We start from the raw sequence: 20,819 nt of genomic DNA, 5'->3' as shown, positions 1-20,819 counted from the left end.
CCCGTCATTCAAAGAGGAGACCCAATGCGAATCCATTTTGCCCCGAAGGCACTGGCTGCACTTCTTTCCGTTTTTTCAGCAACGACAGCTCTAGCGCAGTCGGCACCGACAGGAGCAGCGGCAGCCCGATATGACGCTGAATTTAATGCCTGGCTGAAAAAGGAAATCTGGCCGGAGGCCCGCAAGGCCGGCATTTCGCAAAAGACGCTTGAAGCCACACTCAATGGTCTCCCCATCAGCTGGAACCTGCCCGATCTCGTCATTCCCGGCCAGAAGCCGCCAAAGGAGCAGAGCCAGAGCCAAGCGGAATTTTCCTCACCCGGCGCCTATTTCTCCGAAAAGCGGCTGCAGGGGCTCGCCAGCACCGGCCGTTCGCTAGCAGCCACCCATGCGGCGACGCTGCGCAGGATCGAGGCGAAATACGGTGTGCCGGGTGATATCGTCGTTGCGATCTGGGGCCGCGAATCCGGTTTCGGCCGGGCAAAACTGCCGCATTCGGTGGTCGATGTGCTGGCCACGAAAGCCTATATGTCCACCCGCAAGGAGATGTTCCGCACCGAGCTGATCGATGCGCTGAAGATAGTCGAAAGCGGCGATATCGCAGCCTCGCGCATGATGGGTTCCTGGGCCGGCGCGCTCGGCCAGCCGCAATTCATGCCGTCGAGCTATCTCAAATATGCCGTGGATTTCGATGGCGACGGCCATCGCGATATCTGGAATTCCGCGCCGGACGCGCTGGCATCCATAGCGAACTATCTTTCCCAGCGCGGCTGGCAGCGCAATCGCGACTGGGGTTTTGAAGTCTCGATCCCTGCCAATGTCTCCTGCGCGCAGGAAGGACCTGATCTTGCCCGCCCGGTGGCCGACTGGGCGAAGATGGGCATTACCCGCATTTCCGGAAAAGCCTTTCCGGCCAATGACCTATCCGCCGACGGCATGATGCTGGTGCCGGCCGGACGGCACGGGCCGGAATTCGTGGTGACGCCGAATTTTTACGTCATCAAGGAATATAACAATTCCGATCTCTACGCGCTGTTCATCGGCAATCTCGCCGACCGCATCGCCCATGGGGCAGGCCCGTTCAAGGGTGAATGGGGCAATGTCGGATCGATGTTGCGCTCCGATGTTCTCACCATGCAGAAGGCGCTGGTGGCCAAGGGTTATGATGTCGGCAAGGCAGATGGGCTGGCCGGTTTCAAGACGCGCCGTTCGCTCGGCGACTGGCAGGCCAAGAACGGGCTCTCACCGACGTGTTTTCCAGATGCAAGCCTGAAGGCTAAGCTGAAATAGCACGTTACGGGCGACGTCGGAAAACCTCTCCGTCGTCATGCTCGGGCTTGTCCCGAGCATCTGCAACCGATTGATTTAACGATACGTGGTTGGATCCTCGGGACAAGCCCGAGGATGACGTCGAGGGTTCTGGCAAGGACCCAATAGCCTTTTACCGGGCCCGTTTCTGCATCTCCCAGCCTCTCAATGCTGATCGGTATGCGGCTTGTGAAAGATATCGTCGGTCGGCGGGATGGTCTGCCGCTCGATCATCCGGTGTACCCGCGGCCGCGTCTTGCCCCGGTGAAGCTCAAGCAGCCGGTCCCAGGCTTCCGCATCCGCCTGGGTGCGGCGGTGGTTGTGGCGGACATATTCCACCCATGTCGGCACATGGTAGCTTTCCGTCCAGATGTCGGGGTTTTCGAGATCGCGCATCAGGTTCCAGTTGCGCGCGCCGTCGCGCAGGCGGATGCGGCGACGCTCGGCCATCAGCGGCAGGAATTCGCCAAGGTCCTCGTCATGGATTTCATAATCGATGAGAATGGCGATGGGGCCGCTGCGCGGCTTGATGTCCAGTCTCAGCGGCGGTTCCACGAAACGGTTGAGCGGATCGAGATTGAGCGAGGCGAAGGCCGGCATTGCGAGCTTGAGGCCGACGACGACGCCGAGCAGCATCAGCGCACATGAACAGAGCAGCGAATAGGAAATGCCGTAATCTTCCGCCAGCTCGCCCCACAGCCAGCTGCCGACCGCAATGCCGCCGAAGGTCAGCGTCTGGTAAAGCGACAGTGCCCGACCCACCACCCAGCGCGGCGTGGAAAGCTGGACGATGGTGTTGAAGAGCGACAGCGCCAGAACCCAGCAGGCGCCGGCAACCGTCAGGACAAGCGAGGTGATGATCGCACTCGTGCTCACCGCCGTCACGCCGGAGCTGAAAGCGAAGCCTAAAAAGGCGACGCGCACGATCCATTCGCTGGACAGGACCTCACGCAGTCTCGCACTGACCAGCGCGCCGGCTATCGCGCCGACGCCAAATGCGCCGAGCATGACGCCGTAGGTCAGCGGACCGCCCTCGACGAGATCGCGGGCGACGATGGGCATCAGCGCCAGGATGGCGCTGGCGGAAAGGCCGAAAAGGAAACCGCGCACCAACACCTTGCCGATATTGGGCGACATCGCCACATAACGCATGCCGGCCGAAATGGCGGCCAGAAGCTGCTCGCGCGGCAATGTCGAGGCATATTTGGGCGGCTGCCAGCGAAACAGGGCGTAGATCAGGGTGAAATAGCTCAGCGCATTCACGAAAAACGCCGCGGCAGCACCGGCGGCGGCGACGATGATACCACCGATGGCCGGGCCGACGCTGCGGGTGATGTTGAAGCCGACGCTGTTCAGCGTCACGGCGGCGGGCAAGTCCTCGCGCGGCACCATTTCGCCGACCGATGCCTGCCAGGACGGATTGTTGAGCGCCGTGCCGCAGCCGATCATGAAGGTGAAGAAGAGCAGAAGCCAGGGCGTGAGCCAGCCGGACCAGGCAAAAACCGTGAGCAGCACGGAGGCCGTCAGCATCAGCAGCTGCGCCGAAATCATGATGCGACGGCGGTCGAAACTATCGGCCAACGCGCCTGAAATCAGTGAGAACAGCATGATCGGCAAAGAGGTGGAGGCCTGCACCAGAGCGATCATGTTTTCCGAACTTGAGAGCGACGTCATCATCCATGCGGCGCCCACCGCCTGGATCAGTCCGCCGAAATTCGAGGCAAGGCTCGCGACCCAGATTCGTCTGTAAGTCAAATGCCTTAAAGGCGCGAGTGGCGATTTACGGTCAGGCACGCTCTGTCCACTTGATGCAACTGCGATTTGTCAAACGGCAACTATAGACAGTGCCGGTAATCATGCCAGCCTTTCCGACAAGGTAAGGGTGAAAATGTGGCGAAGGCGGCGACCGAAGCGGAGGAGCCCGCTAAAACCTTGCAATCCTGCCCCGATGGGTCTATATGACCCCTGAAATTCTTGATCGCTTGATGAAGAGTGGGGCCGCAAGGCTCCGCTCTTTTTCGTTAGGCGAACCGGAAACCACGGGCAGAAAGCCCGGTGAAAATCAAAGACCGGAAGGCCAGATGGCAGAGACCGCACAAGAACCGCGACTGATTACCGAAACAGGCATCGACCAGCGCATTGCCGAGATCATCGAACCTGTTCTGACGGGCATGGGCTATCTTCTGGTGCGCGTGCGGCTCTCCAACCAGAACGGCATGACGCTGCAGGTGATGGCCGAGCGCGAAGACGGAACCATGACCGTTCAGGACTGCGAAGCCATTTCGATGGCGATTTCACCGGTTCTTGATGTGGAAGATCCGGTCGATAAAGCGTATCATCTCGAAGTTTCCTCGCCCGGCATCGACCGGCCGATGGTTCGCAAATCGGATTTCACCCGCTGGCAGGGCCATCTGGTGAAGGTCGAGACCTCCATTCTGGTCGAGAACCGCAAGCGGTTTCGCGGCAAGATCGTTGAGGTTAATGCTGACGGCTTCAAGCTGGAACGCGACCAGATCGCCTACGGCGAAGAGCCGACAGTCATCATTCCGTTCAGCGCGCTTTCCGATGCGAAGCTCATTCTGACGGACGACCTTATTCGTGATGCGCTGCGGGCAGACAAGGCCGCCAAGGCCGCCGCCGCAAACCAGAACGACGAAAACGAAGCAGACGAAGACTAATTCCAACGTAAAGCCCGAAAAAACGGGCGATCAACGCAATTATGCGACTTACGGAGATAGAAAAATGGCAGTGAGTGCTAACCGGCTTGAGCTTCTGCAGATCGCCGATGCTGTGGCGCGCGAAAAGGTCATCGACCGCGAAATCGTGCTTGCCGCAATGGCCGACGCTATCCAGAAAGCCGCCCGCTCGCGCTATGGTTCGGAAACCAACATCCGCGCCGACATCAACTCCAAGACCGGCGAAATTCGCCTGCAGCGTCTTCTCGAAGTTGTCGAAGCGGCCGAGGACTATTCGACCCAGATCCCGCTTGAGTTGGCCCGCGACCGCAATCCGGACGCCAAGCTCGGCGACTTCATCGCCGACCCGCTGCCGCCGATGGATTTTGGCCGTATCGCCGCCCAGTCCGCCAAGCAGGTGATTGTGCAGAAGGTGCGCGAAGCCGAGCGTGACCGCCAGTATGACGAATTCAAGGACCGTATCGGCGAAATCGTCAACGGCACCGTCAAGCGCGTCGAATATGGCAATGTCATCGTCGATCTCGGCCGTGGCGAAGGCATCATCCGTCGTGACGAGATGATCCCGCGTGAAAACATGCGTTACGGCGATCGCGTGCGCGCTTACGTTTACGACGTTCGCCGCGAACAGCGCGGCCCGCAGATTTTCCTGTCGCGTACCCATCCGCAGTTCATGGTGAAGCTGTTCACCATGGAAGTTCCTGAGATCTACGACGGCATCATCCAGATCAAGTCGGTTGCCCGTGACCCCGGTTCGCGCGCCAAGATCGCCGTCATTTCGAACGACTCGTCGATCGATCCCGTCGGCGCCTGCGTCGGTATGCGCGGTTCGCGCGTTCAGGCCGTCGTCGGCGAACTCCAGGGCGAAAAGATCGACATCATTCCGTGGAGCCAGGAGCCGGCATCCTTCATCGTCAACGCCCTGCAGCCGGCAGAAGTCGCCAAGGTCGTTCTGGATGAAGAGTCCGAGCGCATCGAAGTGGTTGTTCCGGATGAGCAGCTGTCGCTCGCCATCGGCCGCCGTGGCCAGAACGTGCGTCTGGCATCGCAGCTGACCGGCTGGGATATCGACATCATGACCGAGCAGGAAGAATCCGAGCGCCGTCAGAAGGAATTCAACGAGCGTACGGCCCTCTTCATGGAAGCCCTCGATGTCGACGAAATGGTCGGTCAGGTTCTGGCTTCGGAAGGCTTCGCGCAGGTTGAAGAACTGGCCTATGTCGATCTCGACGAAATTTCGTCGATCGACGGCTTCGACGAAGACACCGCCGATGAAATCCAGACCCGCGCCCGCGAATATCTGGAGCGCCTGGAAGCCGAAATGGACGCCAAGCGCAAGGAACTCGGCGTTTCCGACGAACTGCGCCAGATCGACGGCCTGACCTCGCAGATGATGGTCGCCCTCGGTGAAGAAGGCATCAAGAACATCGAGGACTTTGCCGGCTGTGCCGCAGACGACCTGGTCGGCTGGAGCGAGCGCAAGGACGGCGAGACGAAGAAGTTCGAAGGCATCTTCTCCAAGCTCGACGTTTCGCGCGTCGAAGCCGAGAACATGGTGGTGCAGGCCCGCCTTCTGGCAGGCTGGATCACCGCCGAAGAGCTCGCTTCTGAAGAGGAAGCCGATGCGGAAGCTGCCGAGGAGGCGGATACCGCCGAACAGGAATGACATCGCAGGCGCATGAGCCGGACGAGCTGCCCGAAACGGATGACGACGGGCGGCTCAAAGGCGACGTCAATGGACGTATGTGCATTGTGACACGGCAAAGCGGATCGCCGGATGAGCTGATCCGCTTCGTCGCAGGCCCGGACGGCAGCGTCGTGCCGGATCTGAAACGCCAATTGCCGGGGCGCGGTTGCTGGGTAACACCCGAGCGCGCCCTGATCGAGAAGGCCATCGCGAAGAAGCTCTTCGCGCGGGCGCTCAAACGTGACGTCAAGGCCGGACCCGAGCTTCTTGCTATTCTCGACCGGCTGATGGCGCAGCATGTGGCTGGTATGATGAACATGGCGCGCAAGGCGGGCCAGTTCATCAGTGGCGCGACGAAGGTCGATGCCGCCGTCCGGTCCGGGAACGCGATCGCCGTATTCCACGCGACCGATGCTGCGGCCGATGGCGTGAGAAAACTGGACCAGGCCCGCAAGGCCTGGGCGCTCGGCAGCGATGCCGGCAATGAAATTCCGTCCTTCCGGCTCTTTAGCGAAGCCGAAATGGACGAGTTGATGGGCCAGAATGCTTTTATCCATGCCTGCGCGCTTGCAGGGCAGGCGGGTGAAGGTGTAGTGAAGCGCGCAACGATGCTTGAGCAGTACCGCCTTGGCGGTCGATCTCAGGCGGAACGCGACGCTGCCCGGACAGAACAATGACGCGGTTGCCCGACATGAACGGTCGCCGCGTTCCGATGCAGCAATTGAACGACGAGACCTGATGAACGTCATCCGGTTCTCGTCCGAAGGAACGGGAACGGAATGACCGACAACAACGACGACAAGACACTCAATGCGCCGGCCAAGAAGACTCTTACCCTGAAACCGGGCGGGATGAATCAGGGCACCGTGCGGCAGGACATGGGTCGAGGTCGCACAAACGCGGTTGTCGTGGAAACACGCAAGCGCCGCCCCCTGCGTCCCGAAGACGAGAAGCCGGTTCAGCCTGTTGCGGCAGCACCAAGGCCGGTGGTAGCAGCCCCTGCGCCTTCGGCACCGCGTCCGCAGGCTCCCCAGCAGCGTATTCACCAGCCAAGCGGCCAGCAGCAGCGTCCGGGCTCTTCCCAGTCGCAGCAGCGTCCAGGCTCGTCCGCACCCCAGCAGCGCCAGCCTGACCGACCGCGCGGCAATGTTCTGCACGACCTTTCAGCAGGCGAGATGGAAGCCCGTCGCCGCGCGCTGATGGAAGCGCAGGCTCGTGACGTGGTGGAAGCCAAGCAGCGCGCGGAAGATGAAGCACGCCGCAAGGTCGAGGAAGAACAGCGCATCGCAGCCGAAAAGGAAGAGGCGGCACGCCGCGCCGTCGAAGAGGCAGCGGCTGCAAAGGTGGCTGCAAGCCAGCCTGCCACTGAAGCAAAATCCGAACCGGCCGATGAAACGCCGGCTGCGGCCGCAGCACCTGCGCCACGAGCCGACGCCCGTCCTCAGCCTGCAGCCGCCGCTCCCCGTTCTGCTCCTGCCACGCCTGACGCCGTCGCTCCGCGCGGACGTCGTACCGGTGGTGACGACGAGGACGATCGTAGTGCGCGCCGCGGTAGCAGCCTTCCGGCTCGCGGCAAGGTCGTGGCTCCGGTTCCGGCCAAGCCCGCTGCCCGCCTGAAGACGGAAGAAGAACGCCGTCGCGGCAAGCTGACCGTTACCTCGTCCAATCTGGATGAAGACGGAACGCCGCGTGGCCGCTCCATGGCGTCCATGCGCCGCCGCCAGGAAAAATTCCGCCGCAGCCAGATGCAGGAAACCCGTGAAAAGGTCATGCGCGAAGTGATCCTGCCGGAAACCATTACCATTCAGGAACTGTCGCAGCGCATGTCCGAACGCGCCGTCGACGTCATCAAGTTCCTGATGAAGGAAGGCCAGATGATGAAGCCGGGCGACGTGATCGACGCCGATCTGGCGGAACTGATCGCGGTCGAATTCGGCCATACCGTCAAGCGCGTTTCCGAATCCGACGTTGAGGAAGGTATCTTCAACCAGGCCGACGACGCAGGCGAGATGGTTTCCCGTCCGCCGGTCGTGACGATCATGGGTCACGTCGACCACGGCAAGACCTCGCTGCTCGACGCCATTCGTCAGGCAAACGTGGTTGCTGGCGAAGCCGGTGGCATCACCCAGCATATCGGCGCCTACCAGGTCGAAAAGAACGGTCAGAAGATCACCTTCATCGACACTCCCGGCCACGCCGCCTTTACGGCCATGCGTGCCCGTGGCGCGCAGGCAACCGACATTGCAGTGCTGGTTGTCGCCGCTGATGACAGTGTGATGCCGCAGACGATCGAGTCCATCAACCATGCCAAGGCTGCCGGTGTTCCGATCGTCGTTGCGATCAACAAGATCGACAAGCACGAGGCAAACCCGGAAAAGGTGCGCCAGCAGCTGTTGCAACACGAAGTTTTCGTGGAATCGATGGGTGGTGAAGTTCTTGATGTCGAAGTTTCGGCCAAGAACAAGCTCAACCTCGACAAGCTGCTCGAGGCGATCCTGCTTCAGGCCGAAATCCTCGATCTGAAGGCGGATCCGAACCGCACCGCAGAAGGCACGGTCATCGAAGCCGAGCTGGACCGTGGACGCGGCGCCGTCGCCACGGTTCTCGTGCAGAAGGGTACGTTGAAGCCCGGCCAGATCATCGTTGCCGGCGACCAGTGGGGCCGCGTGCGCGCACTCGTCAACGACAAGGGCGAACACGTCAAGGAAGCCGGTCCGGCAATGCCGGTCGAGATTCTCGGCCTTTCCGGCACGCCTTCGGCCGGTGACCGTTTTGCGGTCGTCGAAAACGAAAGCCGCGCCCGCGAGATTTCCGAGTACCGCCAGCGTCTGGCCCGCGACAAGGCTGTCGCCCGTCAGACCGGCCAGCGCGGTTCGCTGGAACAGATGATGAGCCAGTTGCAGACTTCGGGATTGAAGGAATTCCCGCTGGTCATCAAGGCGGACGTGCAGGGTTCGGTCGAAGCCATTATCGCTTCGCTCGACAAGCTCGGCACAGACGAAGTCCGCGCTCGTGTCGTTCACTCTGGTGCTGGTGCCATCACGGAATCGGATATCTCGCTTGCCGAGGCATCGAACGCCGCGATCATCGGCTTCAACGTTCGCGCCAACGCACAGGCACGTACGGCGTCCGAACGCGCCGGTATAGAAATCCGCTACTACAACATCATCTACGATCTGGTGGATGACGTGAAGGCGGCGATGTCGGGTCTGCTTTCGCCGGAACGTCGCGAGACCTTCCTCGGCAATGCCGAAATTCTCGAGGTGTTCAACATCACCAAGGTCGGCAAGGTCGCGGGTTGCCGCGTCGTCGAGGGCAAGGTGGAACGTGGTGCGGGTGTGCGTCTGGTACGCGACAACGTCGTTATCCACGAAGGCAAGCTCAAGACCCTCAAGCGCTTCAAGGACGAAGTCAACGAAGTGCCTGTTGGTCAGGAGTGCGGTATGGCATTCGAAAACTACGAAGACATCCGCGCCGGCGACACCATCGAGTGCTTCCGCGTCGAACACATCACGAGAACGCTCTAAGCGTTCTCGCCGCAAAACAGGAATTTACTGTCGGGCGCCGGCTTACCGGCGCTCGCTCCGTTTGAGGCATAACCAATGGCAAAAGCTACATCATCGGCCCCTTCGCAACGCATGCTGCGTGTTGGCGAACAGGTGCGCGCCGCCCTGACCCAGATTCTCCAGCGCGGTGAAGTCCGCGACGATCTGATCGAAGGCACCGTCATTTCCATTTCGGAAGTGCGCATGTCTCCCGATCTGAAGATCGCGACCGCCTATGTGACGCCGCTTGGCGTTGCCGATCACACCGACATCATCACGGCGCTCAACCGCCATGCCAAGTTCATGCGCGGCCGCCTCGGCCCGCAGCTGCGGCAGATGAAATACATCCCGGAACTGCGTTTCCGCGACGATACGAGTTTCGACAATTACCAGAAGATCGACGCCCTTCTGCGCTCGCCCGAAGTGCAGCGCGATCTTGGACCTTCAAACGAAAAAGACGACGAACAGAACTGAAGCATGTCCAAACCACGCAAACAGCAGAACCGCAAACCCAAGGGCCGCCCGATTTCCGGTTGGCTCATCCTCGACAAACCGCTCGATTTCGGCTCCACCGAGGCCGTTTCCAAGATCAAGTGGCTGTTCAATGCCCAGAAGGCGGGCCATGCCGGCACGCTCGATCCGCTCGCTTCCGGCATGCTGCCGATCGCGCTTGGCGACGCTACCAAAACCGTGCCTTACGTCATGGACGGCCGGAAAATCTACGAATTTACTGTGACCTGGGGTGAGCAGCGCACGACCGACGATCTGGAAGGTGAGGTGGTCGATTCCTCCGAAGAGCGTCCGGACGAACAGGCAATCCGCGATATTCTGCCCAACTACACTGGCGTGATCATGCAGACGCCGCCGCAGTTTTCCGCCATCAAGATCGCCGGCGAGCGCGCCTATGATCTGGCGCGCGAAGGCGAGACGGTGGAAATTCCCGCACGCGAGGTCGAAATCCATCGCCTGACGCTGCTTGCCTGCCCGGACGCCGATACGGCTCATTTCGAAGTGGAATGCGGCAAGGGCACCTTTGTGCGCGCGCTGGCACGCGATATGGGTCGTGATCTCGGCTGTTTCGGCCATATTTCGGAACTGCGCCGCACCATGGTCGCTCCCTTCGGCGAAGACATGATGGTGCCGCTCGAAACCCTGACGGCACTGGAGGCCGTGGAGGACCGCGACGAACGGCTGGAGGCGCTGGACGCCTTCCTGATCGATACGGCCGAGGCGCTTTCCGCCCTTCCCCGCCTCATCATCAACGACGACCAGGCGCACCGGCTGAAGATGGGCAACCCCATCCTGCTTCGCGGGCGTGATGCACCGGCCAACCATCCGGAAGCCTATGCCACCGCACATGGCAAGCTTGTCGCTATCGGCGAGATCGGTGAAGGCGAGTTTCGGCCGAAGCGGGTTTTCGGCTGAGCCGGGCAGCGCGGGCGGGAATCAATCGCCTCTTTCCATTGCACCCGGAATAGTTTATAGGCAGCGCCAGCTTGGGCTTTGCCTATGCTGCTGAATGGCCTGAGCTGGACGACATCCCGGCTCAAGGCGTCCCATTTTTCCTTAAAACAGAAAGGATCGTCCGATGTCGATTACTGCAGAGCGCAAAGCCGCCCTCATCAAGGAATATGCCACGAAGGAAGGCGACACCGGTTCTCCGGAAGTTCAGGTCGCTATCCTGACCGAGCGGATCAACAACCTGACCGGTCACTTCAAGGACCACAAGAAGGACAACCACTCCCGTCGTGGCCTTCTGACGCTGGTTTCGAGCCGTCGTTCGCTTCTCGACTATCTGAAGAAGAAGGACGAAGCCCGTTACAGCAAGCTGATCGGTGCTCTCGGCATTCGCCGCTAATAACTTCTCCGGCGGGTTTCGCAACGATGCCCGCCGGTTTTTATATCCGGCCTTTCAAAGGCTATATGAATTTCCGGGCGTTTGCCGCAGATGTGGCCCCCGGACGATAAGGTAGACCCGGATGGGCCGGTGTCGCCTTTTCAACCGCAGACCTGTCATGGGGCAGGATTGCCGGATGCTTGCTTGTCGAAAGCCTCCCGCTGTCTTGCCCGTGATTGAGTCACCGCGTTGCCACCGCCGGCACGATGCTGGAGCGGCAACCACAACCAAGGACAAGATATGTTCAATCAACACTCCGTGGAAATCGAATGGGCAGGCCGCCCGCTGAAGCTCGAGACCGGCAAGGTTGCCCGTCAGGCTGACGGCGCCGTCATCGCAACCTACGGCGAGACGATGGTTCTCGCGACAGTGGTTTCCGCAAAGTCTCCGAAGCCCGGCCAGGACTTCTTTCCGCTGACCGTCAACTACCAGGAAAAGACCTACGCGGCCGGCAAGATCCCCGGCGGCTACTTCAAGCGCGAAGGCCGTCCGAGCGAAAACGAAACTCTCGTTTCCCGCCTGATCGACCGTCCGATCCGCCCGCTCTTCCCGGAAGGCTACAAGAACGACACGCAGGTCGTCGTCACGGTTATCCAGCATGATCTGGAAAACAACCCGGACGTTCTGTCGATGGTTGCGGCTTCCGCAGCGCTTACGCTCTCTGGCGTTCCCTTCATGGGCCCGGTTGGCGGCGCGCGCGTTGGCTACATCAACGGTGAGTATGTTCTTAACCCGCATCTGGACGAAATGGACGAGTCTGTTCTCGACCTCGTCGTTGCCGGTACGCAGGACGCTGTTTTGATGGTTGAGTCCGAGGCCAAGGAACTCAACGAAGAAATCATGCTCGGCGCCGTCATGTTCGGTCATCGCGGCTTCCAGCCGGTTATCGACGCGATCATCAAGCTCGCCGAAGTTGCCGCCAAGGAACCACGCGAATTCGAACCGGAAGACTTCTCCGCGCTCGAAAACGAAATGCTGGCGCTCGCCGAAGCCGAACTGCGCGACGCCTACAAGATCACTGAAAAGGCTGCGCGTTACGCCGCCGTCGACGCCGTGAAGGCGAAGGTCAAGGCGCACTTCCTGCCGGAAGAAGGCGAAGCCAAGTACACGCCGGAAGAAATCGGCGCTGTCTTCAAGCACCTTCAGGCGAAGATCGTTCGCTGGAACGTTCTCGACACCAAGAGCCGCATCGACGGCCGCGACCTGTCGACCGTTCGTCCGATCGTTTCGGAAGTCGGCCTGCTGCCGCGTACCCACGGTTCGGCGCTGTTCACCCGCGGTGAAACCCAGGCGATCGTCGTTGCGACGCTCGGCACCGGCGAAGACGAACAGTATGTCGATAGCCTCACCGGCATGTACAAGGAACGCTTCCTGCTGCATTACAACTTCCCGCCCTACTCGGTCGGTGAAACAGGTCGCATGGGTTCCCCGGGCCGTCGCGAAATCGGTCACGGCAAGCTCGCATGGCGCGCTATCCGTCCGATGCTGCCGACTGCGGAACAGTTCCCCTATACGCTGCGCGTCGTTTCCGAAATCACCGAGTCCAACGGCTCCTCGTCGATGGCAACGGTCTGCGGCACCTCGCTTGCACTGATGGACGCCGGCGTTCCGCTGGCAAAGCCGGTTGCCGGTATCGCCATGGGCCTGATCCTCGAGGGCGAGCGCTTTGCGGTCCTCTCCGACATCCTGGGTGACGAAGATCACCTCGGCGACATGGACTTCAAGGTCGCCGGCACCGCCGACGGCATCACCTCGCTGCAGATGGACATCAAGATCGCCGGTATCACCGAAGAGATCATGAAGATCGCTCTGGAGCAGGCACAGGGTGGCCGCAAGCACATCCTCGGCGAAATGGCGAACGCCATCACCGAAAGCCGCGGCCAGCTCGGCGAATTCGCACCGCGCATCGAAGTGATGAACATTCCGGTCGACAAGATCCGTGAAGTCATCGGTTCCGGCGGCAAGGTCATTCGCGAAATCGTCGAAAAGACCGGCGCGAAGATCAACATCGAAGACGACGGCACCGTCAAGATCGCCTCCTCGTCCGGCAAGGAAATCGAAGCGGCCCGCAAGTGGATCCACTCGATCGTTGCGGAACCGGAAGTCGGCCAGATCTACGAAGGTACTGTTGTCAAGACCGCTGACTTCGGCGCTTTCGTCAACTTCTTCGGCGCCCGTGACGGCCTCGTTCACATCTCGCAGCTCGCTTCAGAGCGTGTCGCCAAGACCTCCGACGTCGTCAAGGAAGGCGACAAGGTCTGGGTCAAGCTGATGGGCTTCGACGAGCGTGGCAAGGTTCGCCTGTCCATGAAGGTTGTCGATCAGGCCACCGGCCAGGAAATCGCTGCCGACAAGAAGAAAGAAGACGGCGAAGCCGCTGCCGAATAAGGCAGCGCCGCCAGACCCTATCGAGGCGCGGGTTTTGCCCGCGCCTTTTTTCTATTCTACCTTGAGGATGCTCCCATGAGCCGTGACGCTGTGAAAACCCTTTTCCACCCCTTTGCCTCGGAAATGCTTCCTATGCCGAAAGAGGGCGAGCGCGTTCTGTTTCTGGGAGCTGAGGCCGGTCCGCGCCTTGATGGTTTCGACGCCGAGATCGTCGCGGTTCAACATCTCCGGCCGCTCTACCGGGCCTTGCAGGCTCAGGGCGCAGAAGTCACCCCGGATGTTTCGGGCGAGGACTACGATGCGGCGCTTTTGCTGTGCGGCAAGCACCGTGGCGAAAACGAAAACCGCGTCGCCGAAGCACTTTCGCGCGTGAAGGCCGGCGGCCTGATCGTCGCGGCAGGATCGAAGGAAGACGGTATCGTGACGCTGCGCAAGACGCTGGCGAAGCTTGGCATCGAGGCGGAATCGACACCGAAATATCACGGCGTCGCCCTCTGGTTCAAACGTCCGGACGATATCGCATCCGCAGTGTCGAAACTCGCCCAGAAACCGGCGACGGTTGAAGGCCGTTTCACCGCCCTGCCCGGCATGTTCTCGCATGACCGCGTGGATGATGGCTCAGAACTGCTCGCATCGCGCCTACCGAACGATTTTGACGGCAACGCCGCCGATTTCGGCGCGGGCTGGGGTTATCTCTCCGTCATGCTGGCCGAGAAATCGCCGCGCACGGCCCGTATCGATCTGTTTGAAGCAGACTGGAACGCGCTGGAATTTGCAAAGACCAATCTTCTCGAAAACAATCCGCGACTGACGGCGCGCTTCTTCTGGCAGGATCTGGCAAACGAGCCGCCGAAGGAAAAATACGACCTCATCATCATGAACCCGCCTTTCCATGCGGCGGGACAGGCAGCAGAACCTGCCCTCGGTCAGGCCTTCATCAAGGCCGCCGCCGGCGCACTGCGCAGCGGCGGCAAGCTGCTGATGGTCGCCAATCGCGGCATGCCCTATGAGCCGGTGCTCGCGGCTGAATTCCGCACCAGCACTGAAGTATGCCGCAACGCCCGCTTCAAGATTCTGAGCGCCCAGAAGTAATCAACGCAGCAGAATAATCAGCTCAACAGCCATGCCCACAGCGACACGGAGAGAACGCCGGTCGCTGTGGAAATGCTGATGGTGGAGGCGGCAACGCTGTGGCCGATGCCGAAGCGGTTGGCGATAAGCCAGGCATTCACCCCCGTGGGCACCGAGGAGGTGAGCACGAGCGCCGCAGTCCATTCCCGGCTGAGACCGAGCGCATGACCCATTGCCCACACACAGGCGGGCAGAAGCAGCAGTTTGAACACCGTCATGGTGACGGCAATGCCCATATTGCCGCGGATGGTGTATTTGGTCAGCGCCATGCCGAGCGAAATAAGCGCCGCCGGCCCCGCCATCGACGCGATCTGATCAACCACGGTTTTTAAAATGGGCGTCAGAGCTACGCCGGAAACATTGGTCGAAAGCCCGATGACAAGCCCGATCACCAGCGGATTGGTAATGAGATTGCGGCCTACCTGCTTGAACACCGCAGCCATGCTGCGCTTTTCACCGCCGACCGCCTTATGGGTGGCATTTTCCATCAGGATCGTGCCGGCGATCATCATCACAGGCAGATGGATGGCGAGCAGGATGGAGAGAGCGACCAGCCCCTCATCCCCCACGGACCGCCCGACCAGCGGCAGGCCGATGAAGATATTGTTCGCAAAGGCCGAGGAAATGCCGGCAATGACGGCGATGCGGACATCCTGCTTGAAGACATAACGGGTGACGATATGCCCAACCGTCCAGGTGACGGCTACGCCGGCGAAATAGGTGATCCACAGTCGGAAAGGCGAAGCACCGTGAAAATTCGCTTCGGCAAGCGTGCGGAAGATCAAGGTCGGCACAGCAATCTTGAACACAAAGTCGCTGAGGATATCGCCGGCATCGGCCCTGAACAGACCGGCCTTGACGGTGAGCCAACCGATCAGGATGAGAATGAAAATCGGGGCGACATTCGCGGCAACGGCAGACATGGAGGGAAAGCTTTCGCGGCTTTTGCGGGGAGATACTCCGCTTTAGAGCCTTTTCAGCGGGAATGGAATCACGAATACGCTTTCGCTCCGCGTTTTCGTCCGATGAGGTATGCCGTGAAGGGGAAGAACGTGGTGAGGCGCTTGGGCGGAAACGCCCTTAGTGGCCACGTGGTACCATGGGCCGGCGTTCTCCAAAAAGAAAAAGCGGGGTCACCCCCGCCTTTTATGTCCGTTATATACCGCCAGTACATCCGTGGCGGAGATAACGGTTGAGCCAGAAGACCATCATGTCTTCCATTCCGGTACGCGTTCACACACCTTTTGCTCTGGTAGAAGGAATAGCCTAACCACATTACAGGCAGATGACGCGTTTTCGCCCCGTCCCGAGAACCGCATATTTTCTCTTTGGGCTTTTCTTGCCGCGAGAAATGTTTAAGACCTTTCGAAAAATATGCACACCCCGTGCGAAACGGATAGGGCCTATGACGAAATTCGACGTACTGACTGTCGGCAATGCCATCGTCGACATTATCTCCCGCTGCGATGATCGCTTTCTCAACGACAATGCCATTACCAAAGGTGCGATGAACCTCATCGACGCGGAACGCGCCGAGCTGCTTTATTCGCTTATGGGGCCGGCTCTTGAAGCCTCCGGCGGCAGCGCTGGCAACACGGCGGCAGGCGTGGCGAATTTCGGCGGTAAGGCCGCCTATTTCGGCAAGGTGGCGGAAGACCAGCTCGGAGAAATCTTCCAGCACGATATCCGCGCCCAGGGTGTCTATTTCGAAACGAAACCGGAAGGCACCTTTCCGCCGACCGCCCGCTCCATGATCTTCGTGACCGAAGACGGCGAGCGCTCGATGAACACCTATCTCGGCGCCTGCGTCGATCTCGGTCCGGAAGATGTCGAAGATGATGTGGTGGCAGATACGAAAGTCACCTACTTCGAGGGTTACCTGTGGGACCCGCCGCGCGCCAAGGACGCCATCCGCGAATGCGCCCGCATTGCCCATGAAAACGGCCGCGAAGTCTCCATGACGCTTTCCGACAGCTTCTGCGTCGGCCGCTACCGCGAAGAGTTTCTCGACCTGATGCGCTCCGGCACGGTGGACATCGTTTTCGCCAACAAGCAGGAAGCACTGTCGCTCTACGAAACCGACGATTTCGAACTGGCGCTGACCAAAATCGCAGCCGACTGCAAGATCGCGGCGGTGACGATGAGTGAAGAAGGCGCCGTCATCCTGCGCGGCACGGAGCGTGTGAAGGTAGAAGCCTATCCGGTGCATGACGTGGTCGACACGACGGGTGCCGGCGATCTTTTCGCTGCCGGATTCCTGTTTGGTTATACGCAGGACCGGTCGCTCGAAGATTGCGGCAAGCTCGGCTGCCTTGCGGCTGCCGCCGTCATTCAGCAGATCGGCCCGCGCCCCATGTCATCGTTGAAGGCGCTTGGCGAAAAACACGGTCTTATTTAAAGGCTTCGCCCGGGTAAGCACCCCAGATTTCGCCCTGCGAAACCCAGCCCGAGGCCTGACCGGCCTCGGCGCGGCACCAGTCGCCATTGCATTCGCCGATCCTGAAGACGACGCCCGGCTCAAGCCGTGCAACAACGGAAGCGCCCGACTGCGCTTCGCGGCGCATGTTCACAAAGACTTCCTTGCCCTTGCCACGCATCCACGGAGCCGCAACGGCCGTGCGCTCACCTGACAGCAGGGCCTGATTGACCCAGCCTTCCGTGCCGTCGGCATCGCGGATACGCCGCCAGTTTTCATATTCCTGGATGATTTCGACGGGCATTCCCGATTTCAAATACATCCATGACACGGCATAATCCGTGCTCGGGCCGATGCGCATATTGACGCGCTTTGATTTCAGGCTGACAAAACGCGGCAGCGGCAGACCGCTTGCGCCTTTTGCGGCACCCTGCGCCATGGCTTCGCCGGCCGCACCGAGAAGGCCCAGAGACAATGCAATGCAAACGATAGAAACCACACTGCGTATGCCCATTTCCGTTTCCTGCCTTCTGCAAACCGGATGATATTTAAGGAGGCTTGTTTCCACATGCCTCAAGCTTCAGCGAGTTTTATTTGTCTTCGCCGGTGGGTCTGGTAGAAACGCCCTGATTGAAAGAAATTATCGCTCTTTCTGGTTAATGACTTCTGAACAAGGCAGCGGCAAACGATGACCCACAAGAAGAGACCGACAGTCTATATCACCCGCAAATTGCCAGACGTCGTCGAAACCAGAATGCGCGAACTCTTCGATGCCGAGCTGAATATCGACGATACGCCGCGCAGCGAAGCGGAGCTTGTCGCCGCCATGCAGCGAGTGGATGTGCTGGTGCCGACCGTCACTGACCGCATCACCGCCGCGATGATCGATCAGGCGGGGCCGCAGCTGAAGCTGATCGCCAGCTTTTCCAACGGTATCGACCATGTGGATGTGGATGCCGCGGCCCGCAAGGGGATTACCGTCACCAACACACCCAATGTGCTGACCGAGGACAGCGCCGATATCACCATGGCGCTGGTGCTGGCCGTGCCGCGCCGCATGATCGAAGGCACACGCGTGCTCGCCAATGGCGCAGATGAATGGCTTGGCTGGTCACCGACTTGGATGCTGGGGCGGCGTATTTCCGGCAAGCGCATCGGTATTGTTGGCATGGGCCGCATCGGAACGGCGGTTGCACGCCGCGCCAAGGCCTTCGGGCTTTCCATTCATTATCATAACCGCAAGCGCGTCAATCCGGCCACCGAGGCGGAGCTTGAGGCGACCTATTGGGATAGCCTTGACCAGATGCTGGCGCGGGTGGACATCGTCTCCGTCAATTGCCCCTCGACGCCTGCTACTTATCATCTGATTTCGGCGCGGCGGCTCGCGCTGATGCAGCCGACCAGCTACATCGTCAATACTGCGCGCGGCGATATCATCGATGAGGCGGCGATGATCCAGTGCCTGCGCGAAGGCAAGATCGCCGGCGCCGGTCTTGACGTCTATGAGAACGAGCCTGCGGTGAACCCCAAGCTCATCAAGCTCGCCAGGGAAGGCAAGGTCGTGCTGCTTCCGCATATGGGTTCCGCGACGATCGAAGGCCGCATCGAAATGGGCGACAAGGTCATCATCAACATCCGCACGCTGTTCGACGGCCACCGTCCCCCGAACCGGGTGCTGCCGGGGCGGAACTGAGCCGGCACAGGCCACCGTCGTTCGATCATAGGGAGGGAAAGTTCAATGGGTATCCAGACGAAGTTCTTAACGTTGATCTCCATCCTGCTCATGCTGGTCGGCGGTTCGGCCCAGGCCGCTTCGCGCTCCCCTGAAGAGACTGCGGAACTCTATTATCGCGCCTGGCTGAATTTTGATCGCGCCAGCATGTCTCGTTTGAACAAGGAATGGGGATCCTCGGGTAGCAGCCCGCGCTACACGGATATGGAACTGGTTGCAGACCCGGTCGCCTGGCAACGCAAAAACAGAGGCATGCATTCACCCAAGGGGACAACGAAAGAACAATCGGAGCAATTCGCAAAGCTCTGGGTGGCGAGCACGGAGCGGGTGCGTTGCAAGGCGGAACCCGCACGTATCGGTGCAAAAACGCCCACGGGTGTTGTTGTGGCGCGGATCAAGATGAACTGCTCTCTGCCGGATGTCGCGCCGGCCTTCCAGCGGCTGAAGGCTGGTGCAAATGCGGACGAGATCGGCGACAGAACGCGCATGCCGTCCGCAAGACTGATGAATCAGATGGTGGAAGCGACAAAGGCGGCTCCTCTCACCCACAAGGTCAGCACGGAAATCCAGCTCTTCAGCGGGCAGGGGAAAGCTGTGTGGCGGGTCGGATCGGCAGAAAACCAGTCGCAGACCGGCATTGACCGCGTCTCCTCGGTATTTCTCTCCCAGATGGTGCAATCCGGCCTTTTGCAATAGGCTCTGTAATCGGCCAGGGAAGATAAATTCCGGACTTTACGCAGCCGGGTCGGCTGAAGACGATTTCAACCGAGGACCTTGGTCATCTCGATCGAGGTCGTGCGATCGTAACCGGCATGGGCGTTTTCAGCAGTCTTGACGAAACCCCAGGCGGCGAATCTGGCGTGATTGGTGATCAGCTCGATGCGGGTTTCCAGCCGCAGCGCCGGCAGCGCCAATTCGCGCGCCAACGCTTCGGACCTCTGCAGCAGCATCTTGCCTATGCCCTTTCCCTGCGCCTGGGGTGAGACGCACAGCTTTCCGACGTAAAGACAGGCGGGTGGCTCCGGCCGGCAGAACAGGCAGCCCAACAGTTCGCCTTCGTCCACCGCAACGAAAGCAATTTCCGCCCTCGCCTTTTCGGAGAGATTATCCAGCGTCAGGCGATGGGCCGAGGACGGTGGATCGATGACGCCGTCCATATAGGCGAAGGACGACATGATGAGCGCCAGCAATTCCTGCCAGCGATCGAAGTCCTCTCCGATCTCGATAATCTCGGTCATGATTTCCCTCCCGTTGCCCGTCGCCTGTATCGCACGGTTTCGAAACGGGCCGACAGGGCATCATAAAGGAGCAGGCGGCCAATCAGCGGTTCGCCGGCACCGGTGATCACCTTGATCGCCTCCATGGCCATAAGCGTGCCGATAACCCCGGTCAGCGCGCCGACGATACCTGTTTCCGCGCAATTGGGAATAAGCCCCTGCGGAGGCGGCTCCGGAAACAGGTCACGATAGCCGGGCAGCAGAATGCCCTCGGCATTTGTCTCGTAGGGTTTCAACACCGTCACCGAGCCGTCAAAACGGCCGACAGCACCCGTTACCAGCGGTCTCCTGGCAGCCTCCGCCGCATCGGCGGCGGTATAACGCGTATCGAAATTGTCCGAGCCGTCGATAAGGAGATCGAAGGGTTGCAGATGGTCATGCGCCCAGACCTGCGAAAAGCGTTCCTCATAAACAAGAGTACGGACATACGGGTTGAGACGGGCGATGGCCTTGCGGGCGCTTTCCGTTTTCAGCTCCCCAATCGTGCCAGTATCGTGGATCACCTGTCGCTGGAGGTTGGAGAGGGAAACCACATCGTCATCGATCATGCCGAGCGTGCCGACACCGGCGGCGGCAAGATAATGAAGCACGGGCGCACCAAGACCGCCCGCTCCGATCACCAGTACGCGCGCCGCCTTCAGCCGCTGCTGTCCGGCGCCGCCGATTTCCGGCAGCAGGATATGACGCTTGTAGCGTTCGATTTCTCCCGGGCTCAGCGGGTCCATGTCGCACTCCATCTCTTTGC

Annotated in this window: 18 protein-coding genes; 13 read left to right on the top strand and 5 right to left on the bottom strand. The window is 60.3% G+C overall.

Going from position 1 to position 20,819, the window contains the following annotated elements; all coding sequences use genetic code 11:
* The first annotated feature begins 24 nt into the window (after nt 1-24).
* On the top strand, nt 25-1,290 hold the full coding sequence (locus tag V6S97_RS08690; RefSeq protein WP_334426597.1) for a lytic murein transglycosylase: 1,266 nt from the start codon (nt 25-27) through the stop codon (nt 1,288-1,290).
* Nucleotides 1,291-1,473: 183 nt separating this feature from the next.
* On the opposite strand, the gene V6S97_RS08685 is transcribed toward V6S97_RS08690, so the two are convergent.
* Nucleotides 1,474-3,102, bottom strand: a complete 1,629-nt coding sequence (locus V6S97_RS08685; protein ID WP_035213075.1) for an MFS transporter — start codon at nt 3,100-3,102, stop codon at nt 1,474-1,476.
* A 287-nt stretch (nt 3,103-3,389) separates the two neighbouring features.
* On the opposite strand from V6S97_RS08685, the gene rimP reads away from it, so the two are divergent.
* The 9 genes from rimP (at nt 3,390) to V6S97_RS08640 (ending at nt 14,610) form a co-directional block, all read left to right on the top strand.
* Nucleotides 3,390-3,986: a ribosome maturation factor RimP gene (gene rimP / locus V6S97_RS08680; protein ID WP_111791706.1), complete on the top strand. Its 597-nt coding sequence runs from the start codon at nt 3,390-3,392 to the stop codon at nt 3,984-3,986.
* A 64-nt stretch (nt 3,987-4,050) separates the two neighbouring features.
* Entirely contained in the window at nt 4,051-5,667 is a 1,617-nt protein-coding gene (nusA, locus tag V6S97_RS08675; protein ID WP_112277486.1) for a transcription termination factor NusA, read from the top strand.
* The gene (locus V6S97_RS08670; protein WP_003507171.1) at nt 5,664-6,365 is read left to right on the top strand and encodes an RNA-binding protein; all 702 of its coding nucleotides are present in this window, start codon (nt 5,664-5,666) and stop codon (nt 6,363-6,365) included. Before nusA ends, V6S97_RS08670 begins: the two co-directional genes overlap by 4 nt.
* A 102-nt stretch (nt 6,366-6,467) precedes the next feature.
* Nucleotides 6,468-9,215, top strand: a complete 2,748-nt coding sequence (gene infB, locus V6S97_RS08665) for a translation initiation factor IF-2 (protein ID WP_334426594.1) — start codon at nt 6,468-6,470, stop codon at nt 9,213-9,215.
* A 75-nt stretch (nt 9,216-9,290) separates the two neighbouring features.
* Complete coding sequence (gene rbfA, locus V6S97_RS08660; RefSeq protein WP_112978288.1) at nt 9,291-9,707, top strand: 30S ribosome-binding factor RbfA; 417 nt, start codon at nt 9,291-9,293, stop codon at nt 9,705-9,707.
* Nucleotides 9,708-9,710: 3 nt separating this feature from the next.
* The gene (gene truB / locus V6S97_RS08655; protein WP_334426591.1) at nt 9,711-10,658 is read left to right on the top strand and encodes a tRNA pseudouridine(55) synthase TruB; all 948 of its coding nucleotides are present in this window, start codon (nt 9,711-9,713) and stop codon (nt 10,656-10,658) included.
* Nucleotides 10,659-10,821: 163 nt separating this feature from the next.
* Nucleotides 10,822-11,091 (top strand): 30S ribosomal protein S15, encoded by a 270-nt coding sequence (gene rpsO / locus V6S97_RS08650; protein WP_003492949.1) that lies wholly within the window; start codon nt 10,822-10,824, stop codon nt 11,089-11,091.
* A gap of 279 nt (nt 11,092-11,370) precedes the next feature.
* Nucleotides 11,371-13,518 (top strand): polyribonucleotide nucleotidyltransferase, encoded by a 2,148-nt coding sequence (gene pnp, locus V6S97_RS08645; protein WP_111781444.1) that lies wholly within the window; start codon nt 11,371-11,373, stop codon nt 13,516-13,518.
* Between the two features lie 75 nt (nt 13,519-13,593).
* Nucleotides 13,594-14,610, top strand: a complete 1,017-nt coding sequence (locus V6S97_RS08640; protein WP_035213073.1) for a class I SAM-dependent methyltransferase — start codon at nt 13,594-13,596, stop codon at nt 14,608-14,610.
* A gap of 17 nt (nt 14,611-14,627) precedes the next feature.
* On the opposite strand, the gene V6S97_RS08635 is transcribed toward V6S97_RS08640, so the two are convergent.
* A complete protein-coding gene (locus V6S97_RS08635; RefSeq protein WP_003507159.1) occupies nt 14,628-15,572 on the bottom strand; it encodes an AEC family transporter in 945 nt (314 codons plus the stop codon).
* 482 nt (nt 15,573-16,054) lie between these two features.
* Between V6S97_RS08635 and V6S97_RS08630 the strand changes: the two genes are divergently transcribed.
* The gene (locus tag V6S97_RS08630; RefSeq protein WP_003507158.1) at nt 16,055-17,047 is read left to right on the top strand and encodes an adenosine kinase; all 993 of its coding nucleotides are present in this window, start codon (nt 16,055-16,057) and stop codon (nt 17,045-17,047) included.
* Here the strand turns inward: V6S97_RS08630 and V6S97_RS08625 are convergent.
* Nucleotides 17,040-17,579 (bottom strand): SH3 domain-containing protein, encoded by a 540-nt coding sequence (locus tag V6S97_RS08625; protein ID WP_003507156.1) that lies wholly within the window; start codon nt 17,577-17,579, stop codon nt 17,040-17,042. The genes V6S97_RS08630 and V6S97_RS08625 overlap by 8 nt on opposite strands.
* 174 nt (nt 17,580-17,753) lie before the next feature.
* On the opposite strand from V6S97_RS08625, the gene V6S97_RS08620 reads away from it, so the two are divergent.
* Complete coding sequence (locus tag V6S97_RS08620) at nt 17,754-18,758, top strand: 2-hydroxyacid dehydrogenase (protein ID WP_003507155.1); 1,005 nt, start codon at nt 17,754-17,756, stop codon at nt 18,756-18,758.
* A 45-nt stretch (nt 18,759-18,803) separates the two neighbouring features.
* Nucleotides 18,804-19,493, top strand: a complete 690-nt coding sequence (locus tag V6S97_RS08615) for a hypothetical protein (RefSeq protein WP_003507153.1) — start codon at nt 18,804-18,806, stop codon at nt 19,491-19,493.
* Nucleotides 19,494-19,558: 65 nt separating this feature from the next.
* Here V6S97_RS08615 and V6S97_RS08610 read toward each other — a convergent pair whose 3' ends face one another.
* Together V6S97_RS08610 and V6S97_RS08605 are read right to left on the bottom strand one after the other, a co-directional pair.
* Complete coding sequence (locus V6S97_RS08610) at nt 19,559-20,035, bottom strand: GNAT family N-acetyltransferase (RefSeq protein WP_003507152.1); 477 nt, start codon at nt 20,033-20,035, stop codon at nt 19,559-19,561.
* Nucleotides 20,032-20,799 carry a molybdopterin-synthase adenylyltransferase MoeB gene (locus V6S97_RS08605; RefSeq protein ID WP_003507150.1) on the bottom strand — a complete coding sequence of 256 codons (768 nt, stop codon included), beginning with the start codon at nt 20,797-20,799 and terminating at the stop codon, nt 20,032-20,034. Before V6S97_RS08605 ends, V6S97_RS08610 begins: the two co-directional genes overlap by 4 nt.
* Nucleotides 20,800-20,819 lie beyond the last annotated feature (20 nt).

The organism is Agrobacterium sp. CCNWLW155 (genome assembly GCF_036888815.1).
GTDB classification, from domain to species: domain Bacteria; phylum Pseudomonadota; class Alphaproteobacteria; order Rhizobiales; family Rhizobiaceae; genus Agrobacterium; species Agrobacterium radiobacter.
This window is presented reverse-complemented; position numbering and strand designations above follow the sequence as displayed.